This window comes from Streptomyces sp. NBC_00988 (assembly GCF_045162645.1).
In the GTDB taxonomy this organism is placed as follows: Bacteria; Actinomycetota; Actinomycetes; order Streptomycetales; family Streptomycetaceae; genus Streptomyces.
This window is the reverse complement of record NZ_CP108730.1, coordinates 9,773,637-9,797,758: the sequence shown is the minus strand read 5'-3', so window position 1 is coordinate 9,797,758 and position 24,122 is coordinate 9,773,637. Positions and strand designations below refer to the sequence as shown.

The following is a 24,122-nucleotide window of genomic DNA, read 5'->3' as shown; positions in this document are numbered from 1 at the left end:
TCTTCTCGCCGGGCGTGTGCGCTCGTTGCCCGGTACCACCCGCACTCCTTCTCGCACTCCGTGCGCCCCTCGGCGTACGGAGCGCGCTCCCAGTCGTCACCCTCATTCCAGGAGTCCCGCGATGGCAGCTCCCCTGTCCGACGCTCCCCTGTCCCCGTTCAAGACCATTGCCGTCGTCGGTCTCGGCACGATGGGCACCGGTATCGCCGAGGTCCTCGCCCGGGCCGGCCGCGAGGTCGTCGGCATCGACGTCAGCGAGGCCGCGACCGCCCACGCCGTCGCCGCCCTGGAGACCGCGACCGCCCACGCCGTGCGGCGCGGCCGGCTGACCGGGCAGGAGCGCACCGACGCCCTGGCCCGTGTCCGTACCTCCACCAATCTGAGCGCCGCGGCCGACGCCGACCTGGTCATCGAGGTGGCCCCGGAGTCGTACGAGATCAAGCACCAGATCTTCCGTGAGCTGGACGGGATCGTGCGCCCCGACACCATCCTCGCGACCGGCACGAACGCCCTCTCCGTGACCCGGCTGGCCGCCGACTCCGCGCGGCCGGAGCGGGTGTTGGGGCTGCACTTCTTCAACCCGGCGCCCGCGATGAAGCTGGTCGAGGTCGTGTCGTCGGTGCTGACCGCGCCCGCCGCCGTCGCCGCGGTCACCGAGCTGGCGATCGAGCTGGGCAAGGAGCCCGTCGCGGTCGGCGACCGGCCCGGGTTCGTCGCGGACGGGCTGCTGTTCGGCTATCTCAACCAGGCGGCCGCGATGTACGAGGCGAAGTACGCCTCCCGCGAGGACATCGACGCGGCGATGCGGCTCGGCTGCGGACTGCCGATGGGCCCGCTCGCGCTCCTCGACCTGATCGGCGTCGACACCGCGCGCACGGTCCTGGAGGCCATGTACGCCGAGTCCCACGACCGTCTGCACGCCCCCGCGCCGATCCTGAAACAGCTCAGCGAGGCGGGCCTGACCGGCCGTAAGACGGGTCGCGGCTTCTACTCGTACGAGGCTCCCGGCAGCGCGACCGTCGTGCGGGACGCGCTGACCCCGCCGGAGGGCGCGCAGCTCACCCCGGGCCGCACGGTCCGCTCGGTGGGGGTCGCCGGTTCCGGGACCATGGCGTCCGGTATCGCCGAGGTCTTCGCCAAGGCCGGGTACGAGGTCGTGCTCGCCGCGCGCAGCGAGGAGAAGGCGCAGGTCGCCAAGTCCCGTATCGGCAAGTCGCTTTCGCGCTCCGTCGACAAGGGCCGCATGACCGCCGGGGCCGCCGCGCAGACCCTGGAGCGGATCACTCCGGCGGGCTCCTACGACGCGTTCGCGGACGTCGACCTGGCCGTCGAGGCGGTCGCCGAGGACCTGGAGATCAAGCAGCAGCTGTTCGCGACGCTGGACAAGGTCTGCAAGCCGGGCGCGGTCCTGGCCACCACGACCTCGTCGCTCCCGGTCGTCGCGTGCGCCCGCGCCACCTCGCGTCCGCAGGACGTGATCGGCATGCACTTCTTCAACCCCGCACCGGCCATGAAGCTGGTCGAGGTCGTCCGTACGGTGTTGACGGACGGTGACGTCCAATCAACAGTGCACGAGGTCTGCGTCAAGATCAAGAAGCATGCGGTCGACTGTGGTGACCGAGCCGGATTCATCGTCAATGCACTGCTTTTCCCGTACCTCAACAACGCGATCAAGATGGTGCAGGAGCACTATGCGTCTCTTGACGACATTGACGCGGCGATGAAGCTGGGCGGCGGCTACCCGATGGGCCCCTTCGAGCTGTTGGACGTCGTGGGGCTGGACGTCTCCCTGGCGATCGAGAAGGTCCTGCACCGCGAGTTCCGCGACCCGGGCCTCGCTCCGGCGCCGCTCCTGGAGCACCTGGTGGCCGCGGGCTGCCTCGGCCGCAAGACGGGCCGCGGCTTCCGCGAATATGCCCGTCGCTGAGGGTTCCGGCGACGGGTCGGCCGTCGACGGGGACTGGGGCGGGCTGCTCGATCCGACCGGAGAACCCCTGCCCACAGCGGGCGGGGGAAACCCCGGACGTGCGCGCCAAGCTGCGCACATGCAGTACGTTCGGGTCATGCCCCAGCCCGCCAAGCCCTCTCGTACACCAGCCACGCCCGACGCACCGGAGAGTGCCGCGGGCAGTCGTGCCGCCGCCCAGCGCCTCAAGATGCGGCGCGAGTTGGCGGCGGCCGCGATGGAGCTGTTCGCGACCAAGGGGTACGAGGCGACCACCGTCGACGAGATCGCGGCCGCGGCCGGGGTCGCGCGCCGGACCTTCTTCCGCCACTTCCGCTCCAAGGAAGAGGCGATCTTCCCCGACCATGACGACACCTTGATCCGGGCCGAGGCGGTACTCAATGCCGCCCCCGCGCACGAGCACCCGCTCGACACGGTCTGCCGGGGCATCAAGGAAGTCATGCGCATGTACGCGGCCCAGCCGGAGATCTCGGTCGCCCGCTACAAGCTGACGCGCGAGGTGCCCACCCTGCGCGAGGCCGAGATCGCGTCGGTGGCCCGCTACGAGCGGCTGTTCACGCGCTATCTCCTGGGCCACTTCGACGAGCACGCGCACGACGACGACGCCAACGACGACCCGCTGCTCGCCGAGGTCGCCGCCTCGGCCGTGGTCACCGCCCACAACCACGTGCTGCGGCGCTGGCTGCGGGCCGGCGGCCAGGGCGACGTCGAGGCACAGCTCGACCACGCCTTCGGGATCGTACGGAAGACGTTCGGCAGCGGCATCGGCGCCGGCCGCACCACGACCCCCAAGCCGGCCACCGCGATGGTGCACCAGCAGGGCGAGGTCCTGGTGACGGTCGCCCGCACCGACGCCCCGCTGGACGAGGTCATGCGGACCATCGAAGAGGCACTGAGGGACCGCTGAGGGCCCTTGGGTCCCTACGGACTCTGTGATGACGGCCACCCCACGGGGTGGCCGTTTTGGCATGTCAGAGCAGGTTTTCAGGCACCTTTCAGACCCCGTTCGATCGATCATCGCTCATTTGTTACGTAAAGATTTCACCTGAGAGCGATTCATGGCACTCGGTGCCTTGCGGGGTGACACGCAGTGTCATACGTTGAAGGTGTCCGGGCGGCCGGCGTGCAGAGACCTTTCGTACGTCGGCTGTCCCCGCAACCCACCACTGGGCTGCGCGCCCGGACGCCTGCGTCACAGGCAACCTCCCGCGCCACAAAGCGCTGCCGAAGCACCACCCGCCGAACCGACGGCACCTCAGCACCCACCCTCAGCAGCAGCACCGACGTAACCATCGGCGCCCCTCCCTCAGGGCGCACTTCGCCGGAGGCAACACCGTGACCGTGAAGGAAATCCTGGACGCGATCCAGTCGCCGGACTCGACTCCGGCCGATTTCGCAGCCCTGCCGCTCCCCGAGTCGTACCGCGCGATCACCGTGCACAAGGACGAGACGGACATGTTCGCGGGCCTCACCACCCGCGACAAGGACCCCCGCAAGTCGATCCACCTGGACGACGTCCCGGTGCCCGAACTCGGCCCGGGCGAGGCCCTAGTGGCCGTGATGGCGTCGAGCGTCAACTACAACTCCGTGTGGACCTCGATCTTCGAGCCGCTGTCGACCTTCGGTTTCCTGGAGCGCTACGGCAAGCTCAGCGAGCTGACCAAGCGGCACGACCTGCCGTACCACATCATCGGCTCCGACCTCGCGGGCGTCGTCCTGCGCACCGGCCCTGGCGTGAACGCCTGGAAGCCCGGTGACGAGGTCGTCGCGCACTGCCTGAGCGTGGAGCTGGAGTCGAGCGACGGGCACAACGACACGATGCTCGACCCCGAGCAGCGCATCTGGGGCTTCGAGACCAACTTCGGCGGGCTCGCCGAGATCGCGCTCGTCAAGTCCAACCAGCTGATGCCCAAGCCGGGGCACTTGTCATGGGAGGAGGCCGCGGCCCCGGGGCTCGTGAACTCCACCGCCTACCGGCAGTTGGTCTCCCGCAACGGCGCCGGCATGAAGCAGGGCGACAACGTCCTGATCTGGGGCGCGAGCGGCGGACTCGGCTCGTACGCCACGCAGTTCGCGCTCGCGGGCGGCGCCAACCCCATCTGTGTCGTGAGCAGCCCTCAAAAGGCCGACATCTGCCGGGCGATGGGCGCCGAGGCGATCATCGACCGCACCGCCGAGGACTACAAGTTCTGGGCCGACGAGCACAACCAGGACCCGCGCGAGTGGAAGCGCTTCGGCAAGCGCATCCGTGAACTCACCGGCGGCGAGGACGTCGACATCGTCTTCGAGCACCCGGGCCGCGAGACCTTCGGCGCAAGCGTTTACGTCACCCGCAAGGGCGGCACGATCGTCACCTGCGCGTCGACCTCCGGGTACAACCACGAGTACGACAACCGCTACCTGTGGATGTCCCTGAAGAAGATCGTGGGCTCGCACTTCGCCAACTACCGCGAGGCCTGGGAGGCCAACCGGCTGGTCGCCAAGGGCAAGATCCACCCCACGCTCTCCCGGGTCTACTCCCTGGAGGAGACCGGACAGGCCGCCTACGACGTCCACCGCAACCTCCACCAGGGCAAGGTCGGCGTCCTGTGCCTCGCCCCCGAGGAAGGCCTCGGCGTGCGCGACCAGGAACTGCGCGCCAAGCACATCGACGCGATCAACCGCTTCCGGAACATCTGAGGACCTGAGGTCATTGATGACTGAGCGCCAGAAAGACCGGCCGTGGCTGATGCGCACGTACGCCGGTCACTCCACGGCAGAGGCGTCCAACGAGTTGTACCGGCGCAACCTCGCCAAGGGCCAGACCGGTCTGTCGGTCGCGTTCGACCTGCCGACGCAGACCGGCTACGACTCCGACCACATCCTCGCCCGCGGCGAGGTCGGCCGGGTCGGTGTGCCGGTGGCCCACGTCGGTGACATGCGCCGGCTGTTCCAGGACATCCCCCTGGACCAGATGAACACCTCGATGACGATCAACGCCACCGCCATGTGGCTGCTGGCGCTCTATCAGGTCGTCGCCGAGGAGCAGGGTGTGGACATCACCCAGCTCCAGGGGACGACCCAGAACGACATCGTCAAGGAGTACCTGTCGCGGGGCACGCACGTGTTCCCGCCGGTTCCCTCGCTCCGGCTGACGACCGACATGATCTGCTACACGGTCAACCACATCCCCAAGTGGAACCCGATCAACATCTGCAGCTACCACCTCCAGGAGGCCGGGGCCACCCCGGTCCAGGAGATCGCGTACGCGATGTCCACCGCGATCGCCGTCCTGGACGCGGTGTTCGCGTCCGGCCAGATCCCCGAGGACCGCAGGGGCGATGTCGTCGCCCGCATCTCCTTCTTCGTGAACGCGGGCGTCCGCTTCATCGAGGAGATGTGCAAGATGCGCGCCTTCGGCCGCATCTGGGACGAGGTCACCCGTGAGCGCTACGGCATCGAGAACCCGAAGCAGCGCCGGTTCCGCTACGGCGTCCAGGTCAACTCCCTCGGTCTGACCGAGGCGCAGCCGGAGAACAACGTCCAGCGGATCGTGCTGGAGATGCTGGCCGTGACGCTGTCGAAGGACGCACGCGCGCGTGCCGTGCAACTCCCGGCGTGGAACGAGGCGTTGGGGCTCCCCCGCCCCTGGGACCAGCAGTGGTCGCTGCGCATCCAGCAGGTGCTGGCGCACGAGAGCGACCTGCTGGAGTACGCGGACATCTTCGACGGCTCGCACGTCATCGAGGCGAAGGTGGCCTCCCTGGTCGAGGAGTCCCTCGCCGAGATGGACCGCATCGAGGAGATGGGCGGCGCGATGGCCGCCGTCGAGTCGGGCTATCTGAAGTCGCAGCTCGTGTCCTCGCACGCCGAGCGGCGGGCCCGTATCGAGTCCGGTCGAGAGAAGATCGTCGGCGTCAACATCTTCAACACGACCGAGCCCAATCCGCTCACCGCCGACCTCGACACGGCGATCCAGACGGTCGACCCGGCCGTCGAGGCGCGGGTCATCGAGTCGTTGCAGCGCTGGCGGGACACGCGCTACCAGCCGCCCTTCAACCACCCGCGCCCGTGCAAGGCGCTGGAGCGGCTGAAGGAGGCCGCCAAGGGCACCGACAACCTCATGGAGGCCACCCTGGAGTGCGCCCGCGCCGGTGTCACGACCGGCGAGTGGGCCGGGGCCCTGCGCGAGGTGTTCGGCGAGTTCCGGGCGCCCACGGGTGTCTCGTCGGCGCCGGTGGCGGTGCCCGCCGAGGAGGGCTCGGCGATGGCCGAGGTACGCCGCAAGGTGGATGTGACGGCGCGCGAGATGGGCGCCGGGAAGCTGCGGTTCCTGGTCGGCAAGCCGGGCCTGGACGGGCACTCCAACGGCGCCGAGCAGATCGCCGTACGCGCGCGTGACGCCGGCTTCGAGGTGGTCTACCAGGGCATCCGGCTGACCCCGGAGCAGATCGTGGACGCGGCCATCGCCGAGGACGTGCACGCGGTGGGGCTGTCGATCCTGTCCGGCTCGCACGCCCAGCTGGTGCCGGACGTGCTCGAACGGCTCCGTGTGGCCGGTGCCACAGACATACCTGTCATCGCCGGTGGGATCATCCCCAATGGTGACGCCGAACAGCTGCGGGCCGCCGGAGTCGCGGCGGTCTTCACACCGAAGGACTTCGACATCACCGGAATCATCGGCCGCATCGTCGACGAGATCCGGAAAGCGAACAAGCTCGACCCTCTGCTCGACCCCTTGGAGGTCCCCGCATGACCACGCCCGCCCCCGTCAACCGGCTTCGCCCGCGGCGCTCCTGTCTCGCGGTCCCCGGGAGTAATCCGCGCTTCCTGGAGAAGGCGCAGGGACTCCCGGCCGACCAGGTCTTCCTGGACCTGGAGGACGCGTGCGCGCCGCTCGCCAAGCCCGAGGCGCGGCACACCATCGTCAAGTTCCTCAACGAGGGCGACTGGACGGGCAAGACGCGGGTCGTGCGCGTCAACGACTGGACGACCGAGTGGACGTACCGCGATGTCGTCACGGTCGTCGAGGGCGCCGGGCAGAACCTCGACTGCATCATGCTGCCGAAGGTGCAGGACGCCCAACAGGTCGTAGCGCTGGACCTGTTGCTCACGCAGATCGAGAAGACGATGGGCTTCGAGGTCGGCAAGATCGGCATCGAGGCGCAGATCGAGAACGCGCAGGGCCTCAACAACGTCAACGAGATCGCGACGGCCTCCCAGCGCGTCGAGACGATCATCTTCGGCCCGGCCGACTTCATGGCGTCGATCAACATGAAGTCGTTGGTCGTGGGCGAACAGCCGCCTGGGTACCCGGCGGACGCCTACCACTACATCCTGATGAAGATCCTGATGGCCGCCCGCGCCAACAACCTCCAGGCGATCGACGGCCCTTACCTCCAGATCCGCAACCTCGACGGCTACCGCGCGGTCGCCCAGCGTGCCGCCGCGCTCGGCTTCGACGGCAAGTGGGTGCTGCACCCGGGTCAGGTCGAGGCGTCCAACGAGATCTTCTCGCCCTCTCAAGAGGACTTCGACCACGCCGAGTTGATCCTGGACGCGTACGACTACTACACGTCCGAGGCGGGCGGCAAGAAGGGCTCCGCGATGCTCGGCGACGAGATGATCGACGAGGCCAGCCGCAAGATGGCGCTCGTCATCTCGGGCAAGGGCCGGGCCGCCGGTATGGAGCGCACGTCCAAGTTCGAAGCCCCGGAGGCCTGAGCCCATGCAGTTCGGACGCACCTACGAGGAGTTCGAGGTCGGCGCGGTCTACAAGCACTGGCCCGGGAAGACGGTCACGGAGTACGACGACCACCTCTTCTGTCTCCTGACGATGAACCACCACCCGCTCCACATGGACGCCAACTACGCCGAGAACACGACGGACTTCGGCAAGAACGTGGTGGTCGGGAACTACATCTACTCACTCCTGCTGGGCATGTCGGTGCCGGACGTGTCGGGCAAGGCGATCGCCAACCTGGAGGTCGAGTCGCTGAAGCACGTGGCGCCGACGTTCCACGGGGACACGATCTACGGCGAGACGACGGTTCTCGACAAGACGCCCTCGAAGTCGAAGAACGACCGCGGGATCGTGTACGTCGAGACCAAGGGCTACAAGCAGGACGGCACGTTGGTCTGCGTGTTCCGCCGCAAGGTGATGGTGCCGACCGAGACGTACATCAAGGAGCGCGGCGGCGAGCAGCCCGGCCGCCCCCAGCTCAAGGAGCAGGAGAAGTAGCCATGGCGCGACTCGCCCAGACCGCCGGTCTCACCGACATCCAGCGGGAAATCCTGTCCACCGTCCGCGACTTCGTGGACAAGGAGATCCTCCCGGTCGCCACCGAGCTGGAGCACCGCGACGAGTATCCGCAAGCGATCGTCGACGGGCTCAAGGAGTTGGGCCTCTTCGGCCTGATGATCCCGGAGGAGTACGGCGGCCTGGGCGAGTCCCTGTTGACGTACGCCCTGTGCGTGGAGGAGATCGCGCGCGGGTGGATGTCGGTGTCCGGGATCATCAACACCCACTTCATCGTGGCGTACATGCTCAAGCAGCACGGCACGCAGGAGCAGAAGGACCACTTCCTGCCGCGCATGGCGGCCGGTGACATCCGGGGCGCGTTCTCGATGTCGGAGCCGGCGCTCGGTTCGGACGTCTCGGCGATCACGTCGAAGGCGGTCAAGGACGGCGACGAGTACGTCCTGACCGGTCAGAAGATGTGGCTGACGAACGGCGGTACTTCGTCACTCGTCGCCGTCCTCGTGCGAAGTGACGAAGGACACCCGGAGGGCACCGCGCCCCACAAGTCGATGACGACCTTCCTGGTCGAGAAGGAGCCCGGTTTCGGTGAGGTCCGGCCCGGTCTCACCATCCCCGGGAAGATCGACAAGATGGGCTACAAGGGTGTCGACACCACCGAGTTGATCATGGACGGCCTGCGGATTCCGGCCGACCGCGTGCTCGGCGGCGGGACCGGCCGAGGTTTTTACCAAATGATGGACGGAGTCGAGGTGGGCCGCGTCAACGTGGCGGCGCGTGGCTGCGGCGTCGCTCAGCGTGCCTTCGAACTGGGCGTCTCGTACGCGCAGCAGCGTCACACCTTCGGGAAGCCCATCGCCCAGCACCAGGCGATCCAGTTCAAGCTCGCGGAGATGGCTACCAAGGTCGAGGCCGCCCATGCGATGATGGTCAATGCGGCGCGCAAAAAGGACTCCGGGGAACGAAACGACCTTGAGGCAGGGATGGCGAAGTACCTCGCCTCCGAGTACTGCAAGGAGGTCGTCGAGGACGCCTTCCGGATCCACGGCGGGTACGGCTTCTCCAAGGAGTACGAGATCGAACGCCTTTACCGCGAGGCGCCGATGCTGTTGATCGGCGAAGGTACCGCCGAAATCCAGAAAATGATCATCGGGCGCAGGCTGCTCGAAGAGTATCGATTCCAGGGCTGATTGTCCGTTTCGGGGTGTTTTCTTCGAGAAGAAGATCACACCCCGTCAACGCTCCTCAGCCGCCGACTCGGCTTCCTGGCTTGCCCAGTTGTGGCCCGCGACCGGTACGATCCCGGGAAAGCCGCCGTCCCCCGTTTACTGCGCGGCATCATCCGCTACGAAGGTCATCCATGCCCCACAGCCAAACCTCTGCACCACGCGACAGCCTGGCAGGCGTACGCCTCGCGCGCGGAGCATCGCCGTGGCTCCTGCCGACCGTCGCCACCGCAGCCCTCAGCCTGGTACGTGCGCGCAAGTCCGGCGCCGCCAAGGTCGTGGCCGTACCCGCCACCGCGCTCGCGGCGGGCATGCTGTGGTTCTTCCGCGACCCCGAGCGCGAGATCACCCAGGGCCGGGTCATCTCGCCCGCCGACGGTGTGGTGCAGAGCATCATGCCGTGGAAGGACGGTCGCACCCGCGTCGCCATCTTCATGAGCCCGCTGAACGTCCACGTCAACCGCGCGCCGCTCTCCGGCACGGTGACGTCGGTCGAGCACATCCCGGGCGGTTTCGTTCCCGCGTTCAACAAGGAGAGTGAGAACAACGAGCGGGTCGTCTGGCACTTCGACACCGAGCTCGGTGACATCGAGATGATCCAGATCGCCGGCGCCGTCGCCCGCCGCATCGTCCCCTACGTCCCGCAGGGCACGAAGGTCGAGCAGGGCGAGCGCATCGGACTGATCCGCTTCGGTTCGCGTGTCGACATCTACCTCCCCGAGGGTGTCGAGGTGGACGTGGAGGTCGGACAGAAGACGGTGGCTGGGGTGACTCGCATTGACCGTGGTTGATCCGGAGACACAGGCGGGCTGGGTGCCCGAGGCCGATGAGGTGGACGACGAGGAGGAGATGCCTCTTTCTCTCCGCCTCTCAATAGCGGACACCCTCACCCTCGGCAACGCCACCTGCGGCTTCATGGCGGTGTACTTCACCACCACCGGCATCCTGATCCCGCACCTGACGGGCAACGACGAGTCGACCGGCATGGCCCGCCACAGCGCGGCCACCGCGGTCATCCTGATGCTGTGCGCGGCGGTCTTCGACCTCTTCGACGGCCTCGTCGCCCGCAAGCTGCGCTCCTCCCCCATGGGCGCGGAGCTGGACAACCTGTCGGACCTGATCAGCTTCGGCCTCGCGCCGGCGTACTTCGTCCTCGTCTACGGCATGGTCGCCGACGACGCGCACCAGAGAGTGGCCGCGGTCGGGGCGATCGTGGTGCTGCTGGCGGTGGTGCTGAGACTGGCCCGCTTCTCGTGCGTGACGCCGCCGAACGGCATGTTCCAGGGCATGCCCTCCCCGTTCGGTGCGCTGACGGTGGTCTCGATCGTGCTGCTCGAACTGCCCTTCGTGGCAACGCTGCTCGCGATCCTGGGCACCGCCTGGCTGATGGTGAGCCGGGTCGAGTACCCGAAGCCGCGCGGTCGCCTCGCGGTCGCGATGCTCGCCTGGATCGTCCTGTCGATGGGCCTGTTGGCATCCTGGGCGTTCGACGCCCCGGGCGGTCAGCTGCTCCTGCAGACGGGCTGCGCGCTCCAGCTGGTCATGGGCGCGGTGATCCCGCTGTTCGCGACGGCCCGCCGGGTGAACAACTTCCGCGGCAACCGGCGTGAGGCACGAGCCGCACAGCTGCCGTAACGGTCGTAGCAGACAGAACGAAGGGCCCCGAGCCGCTTGGCTCGGGGCCCTTCGACGTTCCTCGGGGTGGGGCTCAGACCAGGAAGTCCCGGGCGATGTTCTCCGCCACCCGCTCCAGGATCGGTCCGGCTTCGGCGATGCACTTCACGACGTCCGGTTCGATCGCCGTGAGGGGGTAGGCGCGGCGGATGCCGGCGTGGCCGAGGGACTGCGGGGGCAGGGCGAGGCGGCCGCAGACGGCGACGACCTCCTTGCCCTCGGCGCGGGCCGCCGCGGCGACGCCTGCCGGGGCCTTGCCGTGCAGGGTCTGTTCGTCGAGGGAGCCTTCGCCGGTGATGACGAGGGTGGCGCCCTCCAGGGCGGCGGGGAAGCCGAGGACGTCGAGCATGACCTCGATGCCGGGGCGGAAGCGGGCGCCGAGAAGGAGGGCGCCGTAGCCGATGCCGCCGGCGGCGCCCGCTCCGGGTGCGGCGGCGTACTCGGCGGCCTTGGCGCCGATCGCCTCCTCCAGGACCTTGGCGAAGTGCCCGAGGGCGGCGTCGAGGGCGTCCACGTCGTCGGGGGCGGCGCCCTTCTGGGGGCCGTAGACCGCGGGGGCGCCCTTGGGGCCGGTGAGCGGGTTGTCGACGTCGCTCGCGAGGATCAGGTCGATGGTGGTGAGGCGTGGGTCGAGGCCGGTGAGGTCGGCCGAGGCGAGGTCGGTCAGGCCGCCGCCGCCCGGGGACACCGGTTCGCCCTCCGCGTCCAGGAAGCGGGCGCCGAGCGCGGAGAGCATGCCCGCGCCGCCGTCCGTCGTGGCGCTGCCGCCGACGCCGAACACGATCGTGCGGGCGCCCGCGTCGAGCGCGGCCCGCAGCAGTTCGCCGGAGCCGTACGTCGAGGAGGTCAGCGGGGCGAAGACGCCCTTGGGCAGGCGTTGCAGCCCGCTCGCCTCGGCCATCTCCACGACGGCCGTGTCGCCGCGTACCGCGAAGGCCGCGGTGACCTCGTCGCCGAGGGGCCCGGCGACCCGTGTCTCCCGTCGCTCGAAGCCCGCCGCGACGGCCGCGTCCACCGTGCCGTCGCCGCCGTCGGCGACCGGCATCGCCGTCACGTCCAGCTCGGGTACGACCCGGCGCAGCCCGGCCGTCACCCGCTCGGCGACCTGCACGGCCGTCAGCGACCCCTTGAACTTGTCCGCGGCGATGAGCACCCTGTGGGTGCCCCTCTGTGCAGCGTTCGCCACCTTGCGATCCCCTTGCTCTACGGGCCCCCGCGCGTTCAGGGGCCAGTCGCGCCGCTGCGACCTTAACCGGCGGACGCCCCCGCCGTCATGCCCCGACCGAACGCTGGGACCGGGCTGAGCAGACCCTGTGCCGCTGCCCGGCCCGGAATCGGGTACACCGGAGGTATGACCCCTGTAGGCACTGAACCGGCGCTCGCGGACCGCATCCTCGGGGGCTGGCTGGGCCGGATCGCGGGCAACATGCTCGGCAAGCCGGTCGAGCAGGGCGACCTGTGGACGCGCGACCGCATCGACCGCTATCTCCGGCGGGCCGCCGCCCTGCCGCTGACCGACTACCTCCCCGAGCCGCCCAGTGAGTCCGACGGCTTCGAACTGCGCCCCGAGTGGCAGCGGTGCGTGCGCGGCCGGATCCACGGCAGCTGCCGTGACGACGACGTCGACTACGCGATCCTCGGCCTCGACCTCCTGGAGACCCACGGCTTCGGCTTCAGCACCGAACAGGTCGGCGAACTGTGGCTGCGGAGACTGCCGTACCTCCAGACCTTCACCGCCGAGCGGGCCGCCTACCGCAACCTCGCCAACGGCCTCAAGCCGCCGCTGACGGCGACGCACGACAACCCGTACCAGGAGTGGATCGGCGCCCTGATCCGCGCCGACATCTACGGTTGGACCGGTCCAGGCGCCCCGCGCCGCGCGGCCCAACTGGCGCGCAAGGACGCGGTGTTGTCCCACTCCGGGAACGGTGTCTACGGCGCCATGTGGGCCGCCGCTCTCGTCTCGGCGGCGTTCACCGCGCCGACCGTGCGGCACGCGCTGGACACGGCGCTGACGGTGATCCCGCCGGGCTGCCGCCTCGCGCGGACCGTGCGCAGGGTGCTCACGCTGCACGAGACCCGGATGACCTGGGAGGACACGCTCACCACACTGTCCGAGGAGACCGCCGGGCTCGGCTGGATCCACACGATCCCGAACGCGGCCGTCCTCACCGCCGGGCTCCTGTACGGCGACGGTGACTTCACCCGCACCATCACGCTGACCGTCCGCGGCGGCCTGGACACCGACTCGAACGGCGCGACGGCCGGTTCGGTCGCCGGGGTCCTCACCGGCGCGGAGGCGATCCCGGGGCAGTGGAAGGACCCGCTGGAGGACACCGTGCGCAGTGCGGTGTTCGGCTTCGACGGGGTGCGGATCAGTGAACTGGCCGCGCGGACCGTGCAGTTGGTGGGGACCGACGCCTAGACGGCACCCTGCGCGATGAGGCTCCGGGCGCAGTCGAGGACAGCTTCACGCGCGGGGCGCGGTTCCCAGCCGAGGACGCGGCGCGCCTTCTCCGTGCTGTGACGGTTGCGACGGCCGAGCGCGGGGGTGATCTCGCGCAGGGACGGGTCCCGGAAGCGGGCCGCGAGGCGGACGGCGAAGTCCGGGAGGCGGCGCGTGGAGACGGTACGGCCGTGCTCGCCGAGGCCGTCGCGCAGGGTGCGGGCGATGTCCTCCATCCACACGAACTCCCCGGTGGCCAGGAAGCGTTGACCGGCGGCTCGCGGTGATTCCATCGCCCGGATGTGGACGTCGACCAGGTCGCGGACGTCCACGACTTCGAGGCCGATGCGGGGCACGCCGGGCATCTTCCCGCTCACCATGCGCGCGATGATGCCGACGGAGCCCATGTTCGCGGTGGTGAGGACCGGTCCAAAGACGGCGCCGGGGAGCACGGTGGTCAGCTCGGTCGGACCGTCGTAGTCGCGCATGAAGTCCCAGGCGGCGCGCTCTGCGAGGGTCTTGGAACGGCGGTACGGGATCAGGGTGGGGTCGTCTGGATCGGTCCAAAGCTCCTCGTCGGTGACGCCTTCGGAGGCGTACGACGAGGGGCTCGCGGCGTTCGCGGCCGAGGTCATCACGACACGTCGTACGCCCGCCTCGGTGGCCGCGCGCAGAACGCGCAGGGCGCCACCACGGGCCGCCGCGATCAGCGCGTCGGGGTCGTCCGAGGCGGCGCCGAGCGGGGAGGCGACGTGCAGGACGAGGTCGACGCCCTTGAGCGCGGCGTCCCAGCCCTCGTCGGCGGTGAGGTCGGCGACGGCGAAGCTCAGCCGGCCGGCGGGGTCGACGACGGTCTCGACGGCGTCCGTGACCGCGCGTTCCTTGCCCGGGGCGCGGACGGTCGTACGGACGTCGTAGCCGCGGCGGAGCAGTTCGGCGATGCACCAGCCTGCGATGTAGCCGCTGCCTCCGGTGACGAGGACGAGTTCGGGCATGACGGTGCTCCCTGCGGTGTCGGGTGGGGGTGTGCCAGAATGGAGAGCGAAACGGAGGCCCCTCCGGTACATCTCCCAACGTACCGGAGGACCCTCCGCTTAGCAATCCGACACCGGACGGACGACCCACCCGTGAACCCGAGACCGACCCGCCGCGACGCCCTCGACAACCGGGAACGCATCCTGACCGTCGCCCGCGAGGCGATCGCCGCGTCGAGCAGCGCGTCCCTCACCGCGATCGCCAAGGAGGCGGGCGTCGGCATCGGGACGCTGTACCGCCACTTCCCCACCCGGGAGGCGCTGATCCTGGAGCTGTACCGCCACGACATACAGCACCTGATCGACCGCGCGCCGGTGCTCCTCGCGGACCATCCCCCGCTCATTGCCCTACGCCTCTGGTTTGACGAGGTCGCCCACTACGGGAGGCTCAAGTACGGCGTCGCCGAGGTCATCCACGCGGCGATCGACGGGGGTGCCGACGACGAGTACTTCGCACCCTTCGTGGCCGCGATCGCCGTACTCCTGAAGGCGGGTGCCGCCGACGGGTCGCTCAAGTCCGGGCTCGATCCGGAGGACGTGCTGCTTCAGTTGAGCGTGCTGTGGCGGCTCGATCCGGCGCGGGGTGGGGAGGCGCGGGCCGGGCGGATTCTGGACCTCATCGTGGACGGGCTGCGGACGCCGTCGCCGTGAGTTCCGGGTCCTCGAACGCCTGCGCCGTCACGCCGAACGCCCGTAGCACCAGCCGGTCGCGCAGGCCGTCCGGCAGGAAACGCAGCAGGGCGAGAGCGCGGCCGTCCTTGCCCGTGGTGGTGAGGGTCGCGGGGCGGCGGGCGGTCAGGGCGCGTACGACGGCGTCGACGGCCGGCGTGACCGGGCCGAGGGGCTGGCGAGCGGCTGTCGCGCGTACGGCGTCCAGGGCGCGGGCGTAGTGGCGCTGGGTCTCCGGGGAACCCGCCCAGCCCAGGTGGGCGCTCGCCTTGTCCGCGGTGGCGAAGATGGGGGTGTCCATGGCGCCGGGTTCGACGAGGGTGACCTTGACGCCCTGGTGGCGCAGTTCCGCGCGCACGGAGTGGGTGAGGGCGGCGAGGGCGGCCTTGGAGGCGGCGATCGGGCCGAAGAACGGCGGCGGGACGCGGGCCGAGACGGCGCCGATGTTCACGATCCGGCCGCCGGACGCCCGTAGCGCGGGCAGGAAGGCGCGGATGACGGTCGCCTGACCGATCACGTTGATCTCGAACTGGCGGCGCCATGCCTCGGCGGGCGTCAGCTCGACGGGCCCCTGGCCCATGATCGCGGCGCTGTTCACCAGCCCGTCCAGCCGCGGGCCGACCTGCTCGGCAGCTACGGCGACGGAGTCCTCGTCGGTCAGTTCGAGCCGGACGGGGGTGTAACCGGCGTCCCGGAGCGCTTCCGCGTCCGCCGGTTCGCGGTGGGCGGCGTACACGGTCCAGCCGTCGGCGTGCAGGGCGCGTACCACCGCGGAGCCGACGCCGCCGGTCGCGCCGGTGACCAGGACGGTACGGGGAGTGGACGGGGACAGCTCAGCCACAAGGGCCGCCTTTCGGCAGGGAGTTGGGATCACCTCGGACCTGCGGGTCCGGTGTCCCTCCCACCCTGCGCCGGTCTTCGGCCCGGTTGAAGAGTGCAGAATTTACTGGTGCCGCCAACACCACCACCAGAAGTCAAGGAATCACCAGAAGCCAATGATCACGGACGCAGGGCCCTCGCCACCTTTCTGCGGTCCCGGCGCGAGCGTGCCGACCCGGCGGAGACGGGGCTGCCCGCGGGTGGCCGGCGTCGCACCCCCGGGCTGCGCCGCGAGGAGGTCTCGCTGCTCTCCGGTGTGAGCCTCACCTGGTACACCTGGCTCGAACAGGGCCGGGACATCAACGTGTCCCCGCAGATCCTGCTGGCCCTGGCCCGCGCACTGCAGTTGGACGACGTGGAACGGGCACACCTGTTCCGGCTGGCGGGCCGACCGGCCCCTGAGCCGGCCGAGCGGTCTCTCCAAGTCCCGGACGCCGTACGGGCGTTCCTGGACACGCTGATGCCGAACCCCGCCTTCGTCATCGACCGCTGCTTCGACGTCCTGGCCTGGAACCGGGCCCAGGAAGCCGTCCTCGGCCCGGCCCTCCTCGACCGGCCGCGCCGCGAACTCAACAGCGCCTGGCTGCTGTTCAGGGAACCGGGCATCCGTGCGCTGATGCCCGAGTGGGAGGCGGAGACGGAGTGGATGGCGGGCCTGCTGCGTCAACAGGCGGCGTACGAACTGGACAACCCGCGGTTCACGGAACTGATCGACGAACTGGTCACCACCAGCCCGCACTTCGCACGCCTGTGGGAGGCACACGAGGTGGTGGAGTTCCGCTCGTCCGTACGTCGTTACCGCCACCCCAATGCGGGTGACATCGAGGTGTCCTTCATACGGCTCGCGGTGCAGGAGGCGCCCTGGTTGAGCCTGGTCTGTCACTTCCCGGTGCCCGGCAGCGAGTCGGAGAGGCGGCTGCGCGGGCTGGTTACCCTTCCTGAATGACCACTACGCAAGACTTCGCCACGTACCTCGCGGGTCTCCCCCGCATCCTCGCCGGGGCCGCCGCCCTCTTCCGTGACACCGAGGGCCAGGTCCTCCTCGTCGAGCCCAACTACCGTGAGGGCTGGGCCCTTCCGGGCGGCACGATCGAGTCGGACGACGGCGAGACACCCCGCCAGGGCGCGCGCCGCGAGACCCTGGAGGAGATCGGCCTCGACGTCGAACTCGGCCAACTGCTCGCCGTCGACTGGGTCTACCACGGCCCGGACTACCCGCCGTTGGTGGCCTACCTGTACGACGGCGGAGTCCTCACCGCGAACGACCTCAAGTCGATCCAGCTCCAGGAGGAGGAACTGCTGTCGTGGCGCCTCGTCCCGCGCGAGGAAGTCACCGAGTACCTGCCGGGTTCCCTGGGACTGCGGGTTCTGGTCGCGCTGGATGTGCTGGAGGAGGGCGCGGGGACCGCGGAGTTGGAGAACGGGCAGCGGGTCGCCTGACGGGGGCGAGCGCCGGGGGCAGATCGACTGACGCCGGGCGGAAAGCCGGGGCGGCACGTAGATGGCGTTGGGCGATTGGGCCTCAAGCGGGCGGGGCCGACAACGCCGGTGGCGGCTGGGCAAGTTGGCCAACGTCGGTCGCCCGAGGGCACGTCGGCTCACGCCGGGCGGAAAGCTGAGCAGCTGGACACCGCGCTGGCGCCGAGCAGAGGGACGAACCCGGGCGAGGTCACCAACGCCGGTGGCAAGCAGGCAAGTTGGCTCGCATCGGCCTCCCCGCCCCCAGGGCTCAGCCCTCGACCTCCCGGGGTTTCACGTCCACCTCGCGCAGCGCGTCGTCGCGGGCCTCGACCCTGGCCTCCGTGCGGTGGCCGCGCTCGATGTAGTCGCGGACGACGAGTTCGACGGCGTCCTGCGGGTTGCCCACGCCCGCGAGCACCATGACTTCCACGACGAGCGCTGCGTCGAGCGAGACGGTCACCTTGGCCATGCGCGGACGGTAACATCCGCCACCGCGCCACGAACATCCGGACGACACCGAGATCAGGAACAACTCCGCGCCGATGACTGGCCCTTCCTCCGTGGGCGACGACCGCGGCTGCCTGCGGCTGGTCCTCGCCGTTCCCCTCGTACTGCTCACCCTTCTCGCCGTGTGCTTCTGCTGGGCGGCGCTGATCATCCGCCCGTCCGGTCCCTGGGACGACGACGCGTACGCCGGCATCGTTCTCGCGTGCGTGCTCGCCATCGGTGCCGCCGGAGCGGTGGCGGGCGTATGGCTGCTGCCGTCCGTGCGGCGCGTCATGGGGTGGTGGTGGACCGGTCCAGCCGTCGTGTCCGGCGTCATCGCGGTGATCCGGTACGTCGCAGCGGTTGACCCCGGGATATCCACTCGCCGCCCCCGCCCCCACCGACCTACTCTCGGCACCATGAGCAAGCCTCTCGTCGCCCTTCTCAGTGGGGCGGGCATCTCCACCGACTCCGGCATCCCCGACTACCGCGGCCCCAACGGCCTCTGGCGGCGCGACCCCGAGGCCGAGAAGCTCGTGACCTACGAGTACTACATGGGCGACCCCGAGATCCGGCGCCGGTCCTGGCAGATGCGGCGCACGAACCGCACGCTGCAGGCCGAGCCCAACGCCGCGCACCAGGCCGTCGTGGAGCTGGAGAAGTCCGGCGTACCCGTGCGGGTCATCACGCAGAACGTCGACGGGCTGCATCAGCTCGCCGGGCTGCCCGCCCGCAAGGTGATCGAACTGCACGGCACCGCGCGGGAGTTCGTGTGCACGCAGTGCCATGTGCGCGGGCCGATGCAGGACGCGATCGCCCGGTTGGACGCCGGGGAGGACGATCCCGGCTGCCTGGAGTGCGGCGGGATTCTGAAGTCCGCCACCGTGTACTTCGGGGAGCGACTCGACCCCGTCGTGCTCGGCGAGGCCGTCGCCATCACCAAGGCCTGCCAGGTGTTCATCGCCGTCGGGAGCAGTCTGCAGGTACAGCCCGCCGCCGGGCTCGCCGGTGTCGCCGCCGATCACGGGGCACGGTTGGTCATCGTCAACGCCGAGGCCACGCCGTACGACGATCGCGCCGACGAGGTCGTACGGGAGCCGATCGGGACGGCGCTGCCGCGACTGCTGCACGACCTCAGCGGGTGACGCGGAGCTTCGACTGGCCGTGCGGGAGTTGTTCCCAGTCCTCCATGAAGTGGGCTTTCAGGCCGTGTTGGGCGGCCAGGGCGACGAGGGTCTCGGTGCGGTAGTAGAAGTCCTCGCGCAGGACGTGGTGTTCCTCGCCCTCCGTGCGGTCGAAGGTGAAGTCGAACCAGCCGCCCGGTGCCAGGACGCGGCCGACGTTGGCCAGGCACTCCTCGATGACCGGGAGCGGGGAGTGCGAGAACACGCTGTGCGCGTGGACGACGTCGAAGTGCGCGTCGGGCAGGAAGCGCAGGGTCAGGTCGTGTACGGGGGTGAGGGTGGGGAGCTGTTTCTGGAGGCCCATTTCCACGACCGTGTCCTGCGCCGCGGCCAGGATGTCGGGCGAGATGTCGATGCCGTAGTAGTGCCCGGGGTCGAGGTGACGGATGAAGCGCCAGCCGCCGCGCAGGTTTCCGCAGCCGATCTCCAGCATGCGGTGCCCGGGGCGCAGACCATGGCCGAGGAGGTAGTCGAACTGCAACGCGCCCAACGCCAGCCAGCGTTCACGGCTCGCGCTGCCGACCGCCGCGTCCGGATCGGCCCGGGTGTCGGAGCGCATCACCGCGCGGTAGTAGGAGACGTGGTCCGGGTGGCGCCGGCGCAGCCAGGCGTCCCGGGTGGCACGGGCCAGGTGGCGGGGCACGCGGTCGGGGTGGCGCAGGGCGTAGGCGATGCGGTGGCCGAGGGCGGCGCGGTTGACGGTGAGGTTCTTGGTGGGCACGGGGTCGTCGCCTTTCCGAAGTCCGAGGTGGGTGGCGGGTGTTGACGCCAGCCTCGGTGCGCCGGCGGGGTGTTCGGCTCGGTCAAGGGGAGGTGATCCGGGGGCGGTTCGGGTGATCCGGATGTCAGCCGATCGGTTGATGCGCCGTCCCGTCCGTCGCGTTAGACACGAAGGATGGGACACACGAGGCCGGCGAGGACGGGGCACGCGGAGCAACAGAGGACGGGGCACATCGGTCCGGAGGAGCGCCTTTTGCCCGTGGTCGTGCACGCCGCGTTCTTTCTGCTGCTCGGCTCGTCGTTCGTGCGCTTCCTGACCCGCGACCAGGGCGGGGCCCGCACCGGCTGGGTGCTCGCGCTGTTCGCGGTCTTCTGTCTGCTGTACGTCCTCGGGCAGTTCCTGGCTCCGGCGCCCCGCCCGGGTTCCGCGCCCAGCACACGTCATCTGGCCTGGCTGGGCTCGGTGTCCGCCGTCTGGACCGTGCTGCTCGCCCTCGCGCCGAGTGCCACCTGGTGCGCGATGCCCCTGCTGTTCGCCGGCCTGTACGCGCTGCCCCCACGGTTCGCGGTGCCGCTGGCCGCCGTACTCACCGCGCTCGTCGTGGCCTCCGAGATACGGGTGGCCGACGGCACGCTCAACCCGAACATGGTCGTCGCCCCGCCGGCCCTCGCGGCGGTCGCCACCGCCGTACTGGTGCAGTTGCAGCGGCAGGCGGCCCGGCAGCGCGTCCTGATCGACGACCTGGTCCGCACCCGCCGCGACCTCGCGGCCACCGAACGGCGGGCCGGTGTCCTGGCGGAACGGCAGCGGCTGGCCACGGAGATCCACGACACCGTCGCGCAGGGCCTGTCCAGTCAGCAGATGCTGTTGCAGGCCGCCGAACGGCTGTGGCGGACGGACCCGGAAGCGGCCCACGGGCACGTCCTCAAGGCCGCCGAGATCACCTCCCGCGGCCTCGCCGAGGCGCGCCGGTTCGTGCACGACCTGGCACCGGCCGACCTCGTCGAGCACTCCCTGCCCGCGGCGCTGCGCGCGCTGGCCGAGCGGGAGAGCGGTCCCGGCCTGACGGTGGAGTTCCGGCTCGACGGCGATCCGGGCCCGCTGCCCGAGCGGTCCGCTGCGGCGCTGTTGCGCATCGCCCAGGGCGCGTTGGCCAACGTACGCGAACACGCGGCCGCGACCCGGGCCGCGCTGACCCTGACCTGCCTCGACGACCAGATCTCCCTCGACGTCGCCGACAACGGCCGTGGTTTCGACGCCAGTTCTCCCCCGGTGTCCGCGCCCGGCCGGGTACGCGGCCACGGGCTGCCCGCCATGCGGATCCGGGCCCGGCAGTCCGGTGGCACGCTGAGCGTGGAGTCGGCCCTCGGCGAGGGCACCGTCGTCTCAGTCGCGGTCCCTGTCGTCCGTGATCCCCGTGAGGAGCTCGTCCCGTGAGCACACCCGTACCCGTACGTCTGCTGCTGTGCGACGACCACGCCGTCGTACGGGCCGGACTGCGTGCGCTGCTGTCCAGCGCCGACGGCATCGAGGTGGTCGGTGAGGCGGGCAGCGGTGAGGAGGCCCTCGCCCTGGCCGCCCGGGTCCGTCCCGACGTGGTGCTGATGGACCTCCAGCTCGGCGACGGCATGGACGGAGTGACGGCCACCAGGAAGCTGACCGCCGGTGACGGCCCTCGTGTCCTCGTCCTCACCATGTTCGACACCGACGCCGACATCACCCGCGCCGTAGAGGCGGGCGCCACCGGCTACCTCCTGAAGGCCGAACGCCCCGAGGAACTGTTCACCGCGATCCACAGCGCGGCGTCCGGCCGTACAGCGCTCTCGGCCCCGGTCGCCGACCGGCTCATGGCGCGGATGCGCAGCCCGCACCCCACCCTGTCCGAGCGCGAGCGCGAGATCCTCGGCCAGCTGGCCCGCGGCCTGGGCAACCGGGAGATCGCCCGGGCCCTCTTCATCAGCGAGGCGACGGTGAAGACCCATCTCGGGCGCATCTACGGCAAGTTGGGGGTGGAGACGCGGTCCGGGGCGGTGGCCGTCGCCAAGGAGCGACGGCTGCTGTCATGACACCCCGCCGGCACCGGAATCGCCAACGGCACTAGAAAAGCGCCGCCCCGCTCTCGAAGTCCAGCAGCCTCTGCTTGCGGTCGAGGCCGCCGCCGTACCCCGTGAGACTGCCGTTCGCGCCTACGACCCGGTGGCAGGGGACGATGATTCCGATGGGGTTCTTGCCGTTGGCGAGGCCCACCGCGCGGGAGGCGCCCGGGTTGCCGAGGGCGTCGGCGAGGTCGCCGTAGGAGCGGGTCTCGCCGTAAGGGATGCGGCGGAGCTGGTCCCAGACCGTTTGCTGGAACGGGGTGCCGTGCAGGCGTAGTTGGAGGGTGAACTCCTTCAACTCGCCCGCGAAGTACGCCTGCAGTTCGGCTGTCGCCTCGGCGAAGGGGGTGTCGTCGGGGGTGCCGAAGTTCTCCTCCGGGGGGCGGTGGCGCTGGTCGACCATGTAGAGGCCGCAGAGGGCGCCGTCGTCGTCCGCGACGAGGGTCAGCGGGCCGTAGGGGCTGTCGATCACCGTGTGGTGCTTCATTACCTTGGCTTTCCTTGTCCGAATGCCCTTATACCGGCAGGAAGTTGATCGGGTGGCTGTCCGTCGCCCACAGGTACTGGACCGCGTACGCCCGCCAGGGTCGCCAGGCCGCCGCGCGTGCGGTGAGGGCGGCCGGGGTCGACGGGAGGCCCAACTCCTGGGCTGCGCGCCGGATTCCGAGGTCGGTGGGGAGGAAGGCGTCGGGGTCGCCGAGGGCGCGCATCGCGATGACGTCGGCCGTCCAGGGGCCGAAGCCGGGCAGGGAGAGGAGTTGGGCGCGGGTTTCCGCCCAGTCGCTCTCGACCCCCAAGTGGAGTGTGCCGTCCGCCAGTTGGCCCACCAGCGTGGTGAACGTCGTGCGGCGGGTGCGGGGCATCGCCAGTGATTCCGGGTCCAGCGCCGCCAGTGCCGCGGGCGATGGGAAGAGGTGGGTCAGGCCGCCCTCGGGGTCGTCGACCGGTTCGCCGTGCGCGGTGACCAGGCGGGCCGCGTGGGTGCGGGCCGCCGCCGTGGAGACCTGCTGGCCGAGGACGGCCCGTACGGCGAACTCCGCCTCGTCGACCGTGCGCGGGACGCGGCGGCCCGGCGCCTTGTCCACCAGCGGTGCCAGGACCGGGTCGGTCCTCAACTGGTCGTCCACCGCGACCGGATCGGCGTCCAGGTCGAGCATGCGGCGGCAGCGGCTGATCGCCACCGGCAGGTCGCGCAGGTCACTGAGGGTGAGGCGGCAGGCGATGTGGTCGGACTTGGGAGTCAGGGACGCGATGCCGTGGCCGTAGGGGAGGCGAAGGGTCCGGCGGTACGCACCGGCGCGCCACTCCTCCACGCCCGGTACGGCGGTCGCCGCGAGGTGACCGAAGAGGTTGTCGGGGTTGAGGGGCGCGCGGAACGGCAGGCGGAGGGTGAGGGTGCCGGGGGTCAACACGGTTGTCTTCGGGCGCCTGTTGCGCAGCTCGCTCGGGGAGAGGGCGAAGACGTCGCGCACGGTGTCGTTGAAGGTACGGATCGAGGAGAAGCCGGCGGCGAAGGCGATCTCCGCCATCGGGAGGGCGGTCGTCTCGATCAACAGCCTTGCCGTCTGGGCGCGTTGGGCACGGGCCAGCGCGAGGGGGCCGGCGCCGAGTTCGGCGAGGAGCTGGCGTTCGATCTGCCGGGTGCTGTAGCCGAGGCGGGCGGCGAGGCCGGGGACGCCCTCGCGGTCCACGGTTCCGTCGGCGATCAGGCGCATGGCGCGGGCCACCAGGTCGGCCCGCTGGTTCCACTCCGGGGAGCCGGGGCTGGTGTCCGGGCGGCAGCGCTTGCAGGCCCGGAAACCCGCCTGCTGGCAGGCCGCCGCACTCGGGTAGAACGTCATGTTCTCCGGCTTGGGCGGGACGACCGGGCAGCTGGGCCGGCAGTAGATGCGGGTGGTCAGGACAGCCGTGAAGAACCAGCCGTCGAAGCGCGCGTCCTTGGACTGGACCGCGCGCACACAGCGCTCCGTGTCGGTGTGCATCCCGTTCTGCATACGTCCAGCATCCGATACGGGGCGGACCGGGGCTGGCGGGAATCCGAC

23 protein-coding genes are annotated in these 24,122 nt (G+C 70.2%); 16 read left to right on the top strand and 7 right to left on the bottom strand.

All coding sequences use genetic code 11. The features are described 5' to 3' along the window. Window positions 1–121 precede the first annotated feature (121 nt). From OG496_RS44445 to pssA, 9 genes are all read left to right on the top strand, one after another. Window positions 122–1,927: a 3-hydroxyacyl-CoA dehydrogenase family protein gene (locus tag OG496_RS44445; RefSeq protein ID WP_405974883.1), complete on the top strand. Its 1,806-nt coding sequence runs from the start codon at window positions 122–124 to the stop codon at window positions 1,925–1,927. 118 nt (window positions 1,928–2,045) lie between these two features. Then, on the top strand, window positions 2,046–2,873 hold the full coding sequence (locus OG496_RS44440; protein WP_033279584.1) for a TetR family transcriptional regulator: 828 nt from the start codon (window positions 2,046–2,048) through the stop codon (window positions 2,871–2,873). Between the two features lie 428 nt (window positions 2,874–3,301). Next, window positions 3,302–4,645 (top strand): crotonyl-CoA carboxylase/reductase, encoded by a 1,344-nt coding sequence (gene ccrA, locus OG496_RS44435; RefSeq protein ID WP_405974882.1) that lies wholly within the window; start codon window positions 3,302–3,304, stop codon window positions 4,643–4,645. Window positions 4,646–4,661: 16 nt separating this feature from the next. Then, window positions 4,662–6,701 carry a protein meaA gene (locus OG496_RS44430; protein WP_366493739.1) on the top strand — a complete coding sequence of 680 codons (2,040 nt, stop codon included), beginning with the start codon at window positions 4,662–4,664 and terminating at the stop codon, window positions 6,699–6,701. After that, window positions 6,698–7,669: a CoA ester lyase gene (locus OG496_RS44425; protein ID WP_033279385.1), complete on the top strand. Its 972-nt coding sequence runs from the start codon at window positions 6,698–6,700 to the stop codon at window positions 7,667–7,669. The genes OG496_RS44430 and OG496_RS44425 overlap by 4 nt, the downstream gene beginning before the upstream one ends. Before the next feature lie 4 nt (window positions 7,670–7,673). Beyond that, entirely contained in the window at window positions 7,674–8,186 is a 513-nt protein-coding gene (locus OG496_RS44420; RefSeq protein WP_043687845.1) for a MaoC family dehydratase, read from the top strand. Window positions 8,187–8,188: 2 nt separating this feature from the next. After that, the gene (locus tag OG496_RS44415; RefSeq protein WP_366493740.1) at window positions 8,189–9,394 is read left to right on the top strand and encodes an acyl-CoA dehydrogenase family protein; all 1,206 of its coding nucleotides are present in this window, start codon (window positions 8,189–8,191) and stop codon (window positions 9,392–9,394) included. Between the two features lie 170 nt (window positions 9,395–9,564). Beyond that, entirely contained in the window at window positions 9,565–10,221 is a 657-nt protein-coding gene (locus OG496_RS44410) for a phosphatidylserine decarboxylase (RefSeq protein WP_200688558.1), read from the top strand. 22 nt (window positions 10,222–10,243) lie between these two features. Further along, window positions 10,244–11,065, top strand: a complete 822-nt coding sequence (gene pssA, locus OG496_RS44405; RefSeq protein WP_019062931.1) for a CDP-diacylglycerol--serine O-phosphatidyltransferase — start codon at window positions 10,244–10,246, stop codon at window positions 11,063–11,065. A 73-nt stretch (window positions 11,066–11,138) separates the two neighbouring features. Here the strand turns inward: pssA and OG496_RS44400 are convergent, their stop codons facing one another. Beyond that, window positions 11,139–12,257 (bottom strand): glycerate kinase, encoded by a 1,119-nt coding sequence (locus OG496_RS44400; protein WP_405976829.1) that lies wholly within the window; start codon window positions 12,255–12,257, stop codon window positions 11,139–11,141. A 198-nt stretch (window positions 12,258–12,455) separates the two neighbouring features. Between OG496_RS44400 and OG496_RS44395 the strand changes: the two genes are divergently transcribed. Continuing rightward, window positions 12,456–13,529, top strand: coding sequence for an ADP-ribosylglycohydrolase family protein (locus OG496_RS44395; RefSeq protein ID WP_405974881.1), 1,074 nt, complete (start codon window positions 12,456–12,458; stop codon window positions 13,527–13,529). Here the strand turns inward: OG496_RS44395 and OG496_RS44390 are convergent. After that, complete coding sequence (locus OG496_RS44390; RefSeq protein ID WP_405974880.1) at window positions 13,526–14,545, bottom strand: NAD-dependent epimerase/dehydratase family protein; 1,020 nt, start codon at window positions 14,543–14,545, stop codon at window positions 13,526–13,528. The two genes, OG496_RS44395 and OG496_RS44390, sit on opposite strands and share 4 nt — an antisense overlap. Window positions 14,546–14,677: 132 nt before the next feature. Between OG496_RS44390 and OG496_RS44385 the strand changes: the two genes are divergently transcribed. Further along, on the top strand, window positions 14,678–15,235 hold the full coding sequence (locus OG496_RS44385) for a TetR/AcrR family transcriptional regulator (RefSeq protein ID WP_405974879.1): 558 nt from the start codon (window positions 14,678–14,680) through the stop codon (window positions 15,233–15,235). Here the strand turns inward: OG496_RS44385 and OG496_RS44380 are convergent. Next, window positions 15,201–16,094, bottom strand: coding sequence for an SDR family NAD(P)-dependent oxidoreductase (locus OG496_RS44380; RefSeq protein WP_405974878.1), 894 nt, complete (start codon window positions 16,092–16,094; stop codon window positions 15,201–15,203). The genes OG496_RS44385 and OG496_RS44380 overlap by 35 nt on opposite strands. Window positions 16,095–16,202: 108 nt before the next feature. Between OG496_RS44380 and OG496_RS44375 the strand changes: the two genes are divergently transcribed. After that, the gene (locus tag OG496_RS44375) at window positions 16,203–17,078 is read left to right on the top strand and encodes a helix-turn-helix transcriptional regulator (RefSeq protein ID WP_405974877.1); all 876 of its coding nucleotides are present in this window, start codon (window positions 16,203–16,205) and stop codon (window positions 17,076–17,078) included. Next, a complete protein-coding gene (locus OG496_RS44370; RefSeq protein WP_405974876.1) occupies window positions 17,075–17,572 on the top strand; it encodes an NUDIX domain-containing protein in 498 nt (165 codons plus the stop codon). Before OG496_RS44375 ends, OG496_RS44370 begins: the two co-directional genes overlap by 4 nt. A 289-nt stretch (window positions 17,573–17,861) precedes the next feature. On the opposite strand, the gene OG496_RS44365 is transcribed toward OG496_RS44370, so the two are convergent. After that, complete coding sequence (locus OG496_RS44365) at window positions 17,862–18,062, bottom strand: DUF2191 domain-containing protein (protein ID WP_390161036.1); 201 nt, start codon at window positions 18,060–18,062, stop codon at window positions 17,862–17,864. 436 nt (window positions 18,063–18,498) lie between these two features. Here OG496_RS44365 and OG496_RS44360 point away from each other — a divergent pair, with 436 nt between their 5' ends. Then, on the top strand, window positions 18,499–19,224 hold the full coding sequence (locus OG496_RS44360; RefSeq protein ID WP_405976828.1) for an SIR2 family NAD-dependent protein deacylase: 726 nt from the start codon (window positions 18,499–18,501) through the stop codon (window positions 19,222–19,224). Here OG496_RS44360 and OG496_RS44355 read toward each other — a convergent pair. After that, window positions 19,214–19,984, bottom strand: a complete 771-nt coding sequence (locus OG496_RS44355) for a class I SAM-dependent DNA methyltransferase (RefSeq protein ID WP_405974875.1) — start codon at window positions 19,982–19,984, stop codon at window positions 19,214–19,216. The two genes, OG496_RS44360 and OG496_RS44355, sit on opposite strands and share 11 nt — an antisense overlap. 174 nt (window positions 19,985–20,158) lie before the next feature. Between OG496_RS44355 and OG496_RS44350 the strand changes: the two genes are divergently transcribed. Then, window positions 20,159–21,421 carry a sensor histidine kinase gene (locus OG496_RS44350; protein WP_405974874.1) on the top strand — a complete coding sequence of 421 codons (1,263 nt, stop codon included), beginning with the start codon at window positions 20,159–20,161 and terminating at the stop codon, window positions 21,419–21,421. After that, on the top strand, window positions 21,418–22,050 hold the full coding sequence (locus OG496_RS44345; RefSeq protein WP_266863529.1) for a response regulator transcription factor: 633 nt from the start codon (window positions 21,418–21,420) through the stop codon (window positions 22,048–22,050). Before OG496_RS44350 ends, OG496_RS44345 begins: the two co-directional genes overlap by 4 nt. 31 nt (window positions 22,051–22,081) lie before the next feature. Here the strand turns inward: OG496_RS44345 and OG496_RS44340 are convergent, their stop codons facing one another. Together OG496_RS44340 and OG496_RS44335 are read right to left on the bottom strand one after the other, a co-directional pair. Continuing rightward, window positions 22,082–22,567: a methylated-DNA--[protein]-cysteine S-methyltransferase gene (locus OG496_RS44340; protein WP_366493752.1), complete on the bottom strand. Its 486-nt coding sequence runs from the start codon at window positions 22,565–22,567 to the stop codon at window positions 22,082–22,084. 28 nt (window positions 22,568–22,595) lie between these two features. Then, a complete protein-coding gene (locus tag OG496_RS44335) occupies window positions 22,596–24,074 on the bottom strand; it encodes an AlkA N-terminal domain-containing protein (RefSeq protein WP_366493753.1) in 1,479 nt (492 codons plus the stop codon). Between the last annotated feature and the right edge of the window lie 48 nt (window positions 24,075–24,122).

What these genes read in the sequence shown, in the direction of transcription:
- OG496_RS44365 (WP_390161036.1), bottom strand. Translation starts at nt 18,062, where the DNA reads ATGGCCAAGGTGACCGTCTCGCTCGACGCAGCGCTCGTCGTGGAAGTC.
- OG496_RS44440 (WP_033279584.1), top strand. Translation starts at nt 2,046, where the DNA reads ATGCAGTACGTTCGGGTCATGCCCCAGCCCGCCAAGCCCTCTCGTACA.
- OG496_RS44360 (WP_405976828.1), top strand. Translation starts at nt 18,499, where the DNA reads ATGAGCAAGCCTCTCGTCGCCCTTCTCAGTGGGGCGGGCATCTCCACC.
- OG496_RS44395 (WP_405974881.1), top strand. Translation starts at nt 12,456, where the DNA reads ATGACCCCTGTAGGCACTGAACCGGCGCTCGCGGACCGCATCCTCGGG.
- OG496_RS44340 (WP_366493752.1), bottom strand. Translation starts at nt 22,567, where the DNA reads ATGAAGCACCACACGGTGATCGACAGCCCCTACGGCCCGCTGACCCTC.
- OG496_RS44410 (WP_200688558.1), top strand. Translation starts at nt 9,565, where the DNA reads ATGCCCCACAGCCAAACCTCTGCACCACGCGACAGCCTGGCAGGCGTA.
- OG496_RS44415 (WP_366493740.1), top strand. Translation starts at nt 8,189, where the DNA reads ATGGCGCGACTCGCCCAGACCGCCGGTCTCACCGACATCCAGCGGGAA.
- OG496_RS44430 (WP_366493739.1), top strand. Translation starts at nt 4,662, where the DNA reads ATGACTGAGCGCCAGAAAGACCGGCCGTGGCTGATGCGCACGTACGCC.
- OG496_RS44350 (WP_405974874.1), top strand. Translation starts at nt 20,159, where the DNA reads ATGGGACACACGAGGCCGGCGAGGACGGGGCACGCGGAGCAACAGAGG.
- OG496_RS44390 (WP_405974880.1), bottom strand. Translation starts at nt 14,545, where the DNA reads ATGCCCGAACTCGTCCTCGTCACCGGAGGCAGCGGCTACATCGCAGGC.
- OG496_RS44445 (WP_405974883.1), top strand. Translation starts at nt 122, where the DNA reads ATGGCAGCTCCCCTGTCCGACGCTCCCCTGTCCCCGTTCAAGACCATT.
- OG496_RS44370 (WP_405974876.1), top strand. Translation starts at nt 17,075, where the DNA reads ATGACCACTACGCAAGACTTCGCCACGTACCTCGCGGGTCTCCCCCGC.
- OG496_RS44425 (WP_033279385.1), top strand. Translation starts at nt 6,698, where the DNA reads ATGACCACGCCCGCCCCCGTCAACCGGCTTCGCCCGCGGCGCTCCTGT.
- OG496_RS44335 (WP_366493753.1), bottom strand. Translation starts at nt 24,074, where the DNA reads ATGCAGAACGGGATGCACACCGACACGGAGCGCTGTGTGCGCGCGGTC.
- OG496_RS44420 (WP_043687845.1), top strand. Translation starts at nt 7,674, where the DNA reads ATGCAGTTCGGACGCACCTACGAGGAGTTCGAGGTCGGCGCGGTCTAC.